Genomic DNA, 6,518 nt, shown 5'->3' with positions numbered 1-6,518 from the left:
TCGCCATGGCGTTCCAGCGCGTGTACGAGCGGATGCGGTGCTCCAGCGCCTGGTCACCCGGAATGCGCGCCTGCTGCGCCAGCGGCACCGTGTTCTCACGTACGGCGTGGTGGCGCTGTAGGGCAGCGTCACCCCCTTCAGCCGCGCCTTCTCGATCAACTGCTCGATCAGAAAGTGCGCGCGCTCGCTGCCGCCGGTTTGCACCACCGCATCGAGCGCCGCCAGCCACTCGGCGGTTTCCTGCGGGTCGATGTCGTTGTAATTGTCACTAGCCATGACTGACCTCATGAGCGTGGGCTTGTCGAACGCCGCTGACCTGCCGCACCCGCGGGTGCGTGCACGTGAACGGCTTCCCTTGGTAGATGAAATGTCGCCAGCGCAACATCGGCCGACTACAACCCTTCGTGTTCAGGGCTGCGGAACTGCGGCGGCCGAATGGTAAAACTTCATGACTTCAAAATTCCACAATGTGGAGTTCCATCGATTTCGCTGTTATTCCGTATTATGAAAAAACGAGGCCCAGGCCCAACGTCCGGGTAACTATAGACAGCCATCCGGCGCAAGCCAGATTGCGACATACGCAAGCCTTCGCGCAATGCGACGTTCGCGCCGGTGCCTGTAGTAGGCTGCCGCGATGAACCTCGCCCAGTCCTTCGCCACCGCCACGGCTGCGCTCGGCCCGATCTTCGCCCTGATCCTGCTGGGCCAGGCGCTGCGCCGCGCCGACTTCCCCGGCTCGGCGTTCTGGCCGCCGGCCGAGCGGCTCGCCTACTACCTGCTGCTGCCGGCGCTGCTGTTGAAGGAACTCGCGCTCGCCGACCTCGGTGGCTACGCCTTCGCCCCGCTCATCGCGGTGATCGTCGTGAGCCAGCTGCTGATGACCGCGCTCGCCTACGCGCTGCGGCCGTGGCTCGCCGCCGACGGTGCCGGCTTCGGCTCGGTCTACCAGGGGGTGATCCGCCTCAACACCTACGTCGGCCTCGCCGCGACGCCGGCGCTGTTCGGGCGCGCGGGCGCGCCGCTCGCCGCGCTCGCGCTGGCGATCATGGTGCCGCTGGTCAACCTGCTGTGCGTGGCGGTGATCACCCACGCGCAGGGGCGCGTGGCGCCGTGGCACCTCGCCGCCGCCGTGCTGCGCAACCCGCTGATCGTCGCCTGCGCGCTCGGCCTCGTGCTGAACCTGGGGCAACTGGGGCTGCCGTGGGGCAGCGCCGGGCTGCTCGACATCCTCTCCCGCGCCGCACTGCCGCTCGGCCTGCTGACGATGGGCGCGGGCCTGCGCCTCACCGCCGTCGGCGGCCGCGCCGCGGCGGTCGGTGCCGCGGTGGCGCTCAAGCTGGTGGGGCTGCCGCTACTGGTGTGGGCGGGCAGCGCCGTCGCCGGCCTCGCCCCGCTCGAGCGCGCCGTGCTGACGCTGTTCGCGGCGCTGCCGGGTGCGCCGTCGGCCTACGTGCTGGCGCGGCAGATGGGCGGTGACGCCCCGCTCGCCGCGGCCATCGTCACCGTGCAGACGGCGGCGGCGATGCTCACCCTGCCGCTGCTGGCGCTGCTGCTCGCGCCGGGGCTCGCCCGGTGAAGCGCCGCCACGCCTACGCCCTCAGCGTGCTGCTCGCGCTCGCCTTCGCCGGCGTGCTGTGGCAGGCCGCAGCGATCAGCCGCGCCGCGGCGCTCGCGACGGTGCGCGAGGACGCCCAGCGCGCGCTCGAACGCTACGGCACGAGCCTGCAGGGCCTGCTCGAAACCTACGCGGTGCTGCCGCGCCTGCTGGCGCAGGAGGAGCGCGTCACCCGCGCCCTGCTCGCCCCCGACGACGTCGCGCTGCGGGCGGCGCTGAACCAGCGCCTGAGCGCATTCAACACCACCGCGCAGGCTACCGATACCTACGTGATCGCAGCCGATGGGCTCACCATCGCAGCCAGCAACGCTGATACGCCGGTCAGCTTCGTGGGCATGAACTTCGGCTTCCGGCCCTACTTCCAGAACGCGCTCGCGGGGGGCAGCGGGCTCTACTTCGCACTCGGCACCACCTCGAACCGGCCGGGCTTCTACTTTTCGTACCCGGTGCGCCACCGCGGCCAGGTGATTGGTGTGTGCGTGGTGAAGATCGACCGCGACCGGGTGGAGAACTCCTGGTCGCAGACGGCCATGCCGGTGATCGTCACCGACGCCGAGGGCGTGGTGTTCATCACCAACCGCGCGGACCTGCGCTACCGCACGCTGCAGCCGCTGAGCCGCGCGGCGCGCGAGCGCATCGAGGCAGCGCGGCAGTACGTCGACCAGCCGCTGGAGCCGCTGCCGCTGGCCGACGGGCGCTGGCTGGACGGTGCCCTGCGCAGCATCAGCCTGCGCGAGACGCGCGCCGAGGCGGACGGCCGCCGATCGACCGTCACCACCGGGTACCTGGTCGAGACCAGCCAGGTGAACGAGGCCGGCTGGCACGTGCACGTGCTGGCGCCGCTCGCGCCGGTCGACGAACGCGTGCGCTACACGCTGCTCGGCGTCGGCTCGGCGCTTGCCGTGGCGCTCTCGCTCGGCCTCTTCTGGCGCCAGCGCCGGCACCGCCTGCGCGACCGCCTGCACTACCAGGCACGCGTCGAGGAGACGCTGCGCCGCGCGCGTGACGAGCTCGAAGTGCGCGTCGCCGAGCGCACCCGCGAATTGCAGCGGGCCCAGAACGACCTGATCCAGGCGAGCAAGCTGGCCGCGCTGGGGCAGTTGTCGGCGGGCCTCGTGCATGAGCTCAACCAGCCGCTGGCGGCGATCCGCGGCTACGCCGACAACGCCGTGGTGCTGCTCGAGCGCGAGCGCTACGCCGAGGCGCGCACCAACCTCGCCACCGTGGTCGAACTCACCGACCGCATGAGCGTGCTCACCGGCCAGCTGCGCGGCTTCGCCCGCAAGACCGGCGACGAGGTCGAGGCGGTCGAACTCGGCCGCTCGATCACCAACGCGATCGCGCTGATCGAGCCGCGCCTGCGCGAGGACCAGGTGGCACTCACGGTCACGCGGCCGCCGCAGCCGGTGTGGCTGCGCGGCAACGCGATCCGGCTCGAACAGGTGCTGGTCAACCTGCTGAAGAACGCCTGCGACGTCCTGCGCGACGCCACCGAGCGGCGCATCGAACTCACCCTCGACGCCGACGGCGCGCGCGCGCGTATCGGCGTGCGCGACACCGGGCCGGGCATCGCGCCCGACGCCCTCGAACGCCTGTTCGACCCCTTCTTCACCACCAAGCCGGTCGGTGAGGGGCTGGGGCTGGGGCTGTCGATCTCCTACGGCATCGTCGACGCCTTCGGCGGCACGCTGCGCGCCACGCACCACCCCGACGGCGGTGCGCTGTTCACCATCGACCTGCCGCAGGCACCGCCGCCATGAGGCCGTCCGCCGCTGCGGCAGCGCACCGCACCCGGCCCCCGACCCGCCGCACGCGAGGAACCCACCGATGAACGCCTCCGGCCCCATCCTGCTGGTCGACGACGAACCCCACGTGCTCGCGATGGGCGCGCAGACGCTGGAGCTGGAGGGCCTGACGGTGCGCCCCTGTACCTCGGCCGAGGCGGCGCTCGAACAGCTCGACCGCGACTGGCCGGGGATCGTCGTCAGCGACATCCGCATGCCCGGCCTCGACGGCCTCGCACTGCTCGCGCGGGTGCGTGCGTTCGACGCCGAGCTGCCGCTGGTGCTGGTCACCGGCCACGGCGACATCGCCACCGCGGTGCAGGCGATGCGCGACGGCGCCTACGACTTCCTCGAAAAGCCCTATCGCCGCGACACCCTGCTCGACACCGTGCGCCGTGCGCTGGCGATGCGTGCGCTGACCCTCGAGAACCGCCGCCTGCGCGCCGAGATCGAGGCGAGCCGCACGAGCGAGATCCTGCTGCTCGGGCGCAGCCCGGCGATCGTGCGCCTGCGCGCGGCGATCGCCGACCTCGCCGACAGCGGCGCCGACATCCTGATCGAGGGCGAAACCGGCGCCGGCAAGGAGGTGGTGGCGCGCAGCCTGCACCGGGCGAGCAGCCGGCGCGACGCGCCCTTCGTCGCCCTCAACTGCGGCGCGATCCCGGAGACGATCTTCGAGAGCGAGCTGTTCGGCCACGAGGCCGGCGCCTTCACCGGCGCGTCGAGCAAGCGCATCGGCAAGCTGGAGTACGCGCACGGCGGCACCGTGTTCCTCGACGAGATCGAGAGCATGCCGCTCAACCTGCAGGTGAAGGTGCTGCGCGCGCTGCAGGACCGCTGCGCCGAGCGGCTGGGCTCGAACCGCGCGATCCCCTTCGACATCCGCGTGGTCGCGGCAACCAAGGTCGACCTGCGCACCGAGGCCGATGCCGGGCGCTTCCGCGCCGACCTCTACTACCGCCTGAACGTGATCAAGCTGACGATCCCGCCGCTGCGCGACCGGCGCGAGGACATCGCCCCGCTGTTCCAGCATTTCGTGCTGCGCGCCGCCGAGCGCTACCGCCGCCCGGCGCCACCGATCAGCGCCGAGGTGCTCGCCGGGCTGCTCGCCGAGCGCTGGCCCGGCAACGTGCGTGAACTCGCCAACGCCGCCGACCGCTTCGTGCTCGGGCAGCTCGTCGACAACGGCTACCAGCCGGGCAGCGGCGCGACGCTGTCGCTGCCCGAGCAGGTGGCGGCGTTCGAGCGCGCGGTGATCGTGCAGGAGCTCGAACGCCACAAGGGCAGCGTCGGGGCCGCCTGCGAGGCGCTCGGCCTGCCACGCAAGACGCTCTACGACAAGCTGAAGAAGTACGGGCTGCGCCGCGGCGAGGATTGACCCGCCGCGCGTTCACGGCGCGCCGTCCTGCGGCCCGCCCGACAGCCGCTCGCGCACGAACGCGACGAACGCCCGCGCCGCGGCGGGGCGATGCCGCCCCGGCGGGTAGACGGCGAAGATGCCGCCGCGCGGCAGCCGCCAGTCGGGCAGCACCCGCACCAGCCGGCCGTCGCGCAGTTCGTCCGCCGCCTGCAGCAGGCTCACGACCGAGACTCCGGCGCCACCGACGAGCAGGGCACGCAAGGCGACGGGCGAATCGGTGCGCAGGCGTGCGCGCATCCGCACCGTCACCGCATCGCCGGCCGCGGGGGTGAAGGTCCAGGTCAGCGGCGCCTGCAGCAGCGTCAGGGCGATCCAGCGGTGCGCGGCCAGTTCGCCGGGATGCGCCGGCGTGCCGTGCTGCGCGAGGTAGCCGGGCGCGGCCACCACGCCCTGCTCGAACGCGCCGAGCGGCGTGGCCCTGAGGCTCGAATCCCGCAGCCAGCCCATCCGGATCGCGACGTCGATCCCTTCCGTGACCAGGTCGGCGAGCCGGTCGCTCGAGCGCAGTTCGATCTCCAGCGCCGGATGCTGCGCGGCGAAGTCGGCGACGACCCCGGCCAGGAACTGCACGGTGTGGTCCACCGTGGCGCTCACCCGCAGCCGGCCGCTGAGGACGGGCGCCCCGGCGCCGACGCTGCCCAGCGCCGCGAGCAGCCCGTGCAGCAGGGGCGCGCAGGCGTCCAGCAGCCGCTGCCCGGCGTCGGTCAGGCCGACCCTGCGCGTGGTGCGGTTGAACAGGCGCTCGCCGAGGGCCGTCTCCAGCCGGGCGACCTGCAGGCTCACCTGCGCCTTCGCCAGCCCCAGGCGTTCCGCGGCGGCCGTGAAGCTGCCCGCCTCGGCGACCGCCACGAAGATGCGGATGTGGTTCAGATCTTCCGCCGCAGCGTCCGCCATGCCCAGATTGTTCCTGGATCAATTCCAATGAATTTCAATTGTGCACCTTTTTACAAACAATGGGGCGCCCGATGATGCCGCCCGTGCAAGCGCTTGCATGGCGATACCGACATCCACACCTTTCGGAGAACAGCACATGAAAGTTGCCATCATCGGGGCCAGCGGCTTCATCGGCTCGGCCCTGCGCGCCGAGTCCCTCGCGCGTGGGCACGCGGTCACCGCACTCGTGACCCGGCCCGACAGACTCGCACCGGAGCCGCGGCTGACCGCGCTTAAAGCGGACGTGCCCGACGCGGACGCGCTGGCCGGGCAGCTGCGCGGTCATGACGCCGTGCTCAGCGCCTTCAGCGGCCACGCGCAGGCGGACGTGCGGGACTACTACCGGCAGGGCATCCGGAGCATCGTGCGTGCCGTGCAGGCCGCCGGGGTCCCCCGACTGCTGGTGGTCGGCGGCGCGGGCAGCCTCGAAACGGAGCCCGGGCGGTTGCTGATCGACAGCCCCGACTTTCCCGCGCAGTGGAAGGCCTCGGCCGAAGGCGCCCGCGATGCCCTCGAACTGCTGAGGGGCCTCGAAGACCTGGACTGGACGATGCTGTCGCCGGCCGCCTCGATCGCCCCGGGCCGGCGCACCGGGACGTTCCGGCTCGGCCGGGACCGGCTGCTCACCGACGCCGCCGGCAACAGCGCGATCTCGCTCGAAGACTACGCGGTGGCGATGCTCGACGAACTGGAGCGGCCGGCCCACCGCCGGCAGCGCTTCACGGTCGCCTATTGACGCGGCAGCCGGCCGCGCCCCGGCGAGGGC

At 72.1% G+C, this 6,518-nt stretch carries 5 protein-coding genes and 1 pseudogene; 4 read left to right on the top strand and 2 right to left on the bottom strand.

Features of this window, described 5'->3' with window-relative positions; all coding sequences use genetic code 11:
* A pseudogene (gene aceE / locus EV699_RS09705) lies at positions 1-276 on the bottom strand (pyruvate dehydrogenase (acetyl-transferring), homodimeric type); the annotation flags it as partial.
* 358 nt (positions 277-634) lie between these two features.
* On the opposite strand from aceE, the gene EV699_RS09700 reads away from it, so the two are divergent.
* The 3 genes from EV699_RS09700 (at position 635) to EV699_RS09690 (ending at position 4,777) form a co-directional block, all read left to right on the top strand.
* On the top strand, positions 635-1,576 hold the full coding sequence (locus tag EV699_RS09700; RefSeq protein ID WP_132542078.1) for an AEC family transporter: 942 nt from the start codon (positions 635-637) through the stop codon (positions 1,574-1,576).
* Positions 1,573-3,375, top strand: a complete 1,803-nt coding sequence (locus EV699_RS09695) for a sensor histidine kinase (RefSeq protein WP_132542076.1) — start codon at positions 1,573-1,575, stop codon at positions 3,373-3,375. Before EV699_RS09700 ends, EV699_RS09695 begins: the two co-directional genes overlap by 4 nt.
* Before the next feature lie 67 nt (positions 3,376-3,442).
* Positions 3,443-4,777 (top strand): sigma-54-dependent transcriptional regulator, encoded by a 1,335-nt coding sequence (locus EV699_RS09690; RefSeq protein ID WP_132542074.1) that lies wholly within the window; start codon positions 3,443-3,445, stop codon positions 4,775-4,777.
* Between the two features lie 12 nt (positions 4,778-4,789).
* Here EV699_RS09690 and EV699_RS09685 read toward each other — a convergent pair whose 3' ends face one another.
* Positions 4,790-5,713 (bottom strand): LysR family transcriptional regulator, encoded by a 924-nt coding sequence (locus EV699_RS09685; protein WP_132542072.1) that lies wholly within the window; start codon positions 5,711-5,713, stop codon positions 4,790-4,792.
* A 136-nt stretch (positions 5,714-5,849) separates the two neighbouring features.
* Here EV699_RS09685 and EV699_RS09680 point away from each other — a divergent pair, with 136 nt between their 5' ends.
* Positions 5,850-6,488: an NAD(P)-dependent oxidoreductase gene (locus EV699_RS09680; RefSeq protein ID WP_132542070.1), complete on the top strand. Its 639-nt coding sequence runs from the start codon at positions 5,850-5,852 to the stop codon at positions 6,486-6,488.
* Positions 6,489-6,518: the final 30 nt, after the last annotated feature.

The organism is Plasticicumulans lactativorans, assembly GCF_004341245.1.
GTDB classification, from domain to species: Bacteria; Pseudomonadota; Gammaproteobacteria; order Competibacterales; family Competibacteraceae; genus Plasticicumulans_A; species Plasticicumulans_A lactativorans.
Note: the sequence above shows the minus strand (reverse complement) of the source record. Positions and strands in the feature narration are given on the sequence as shown.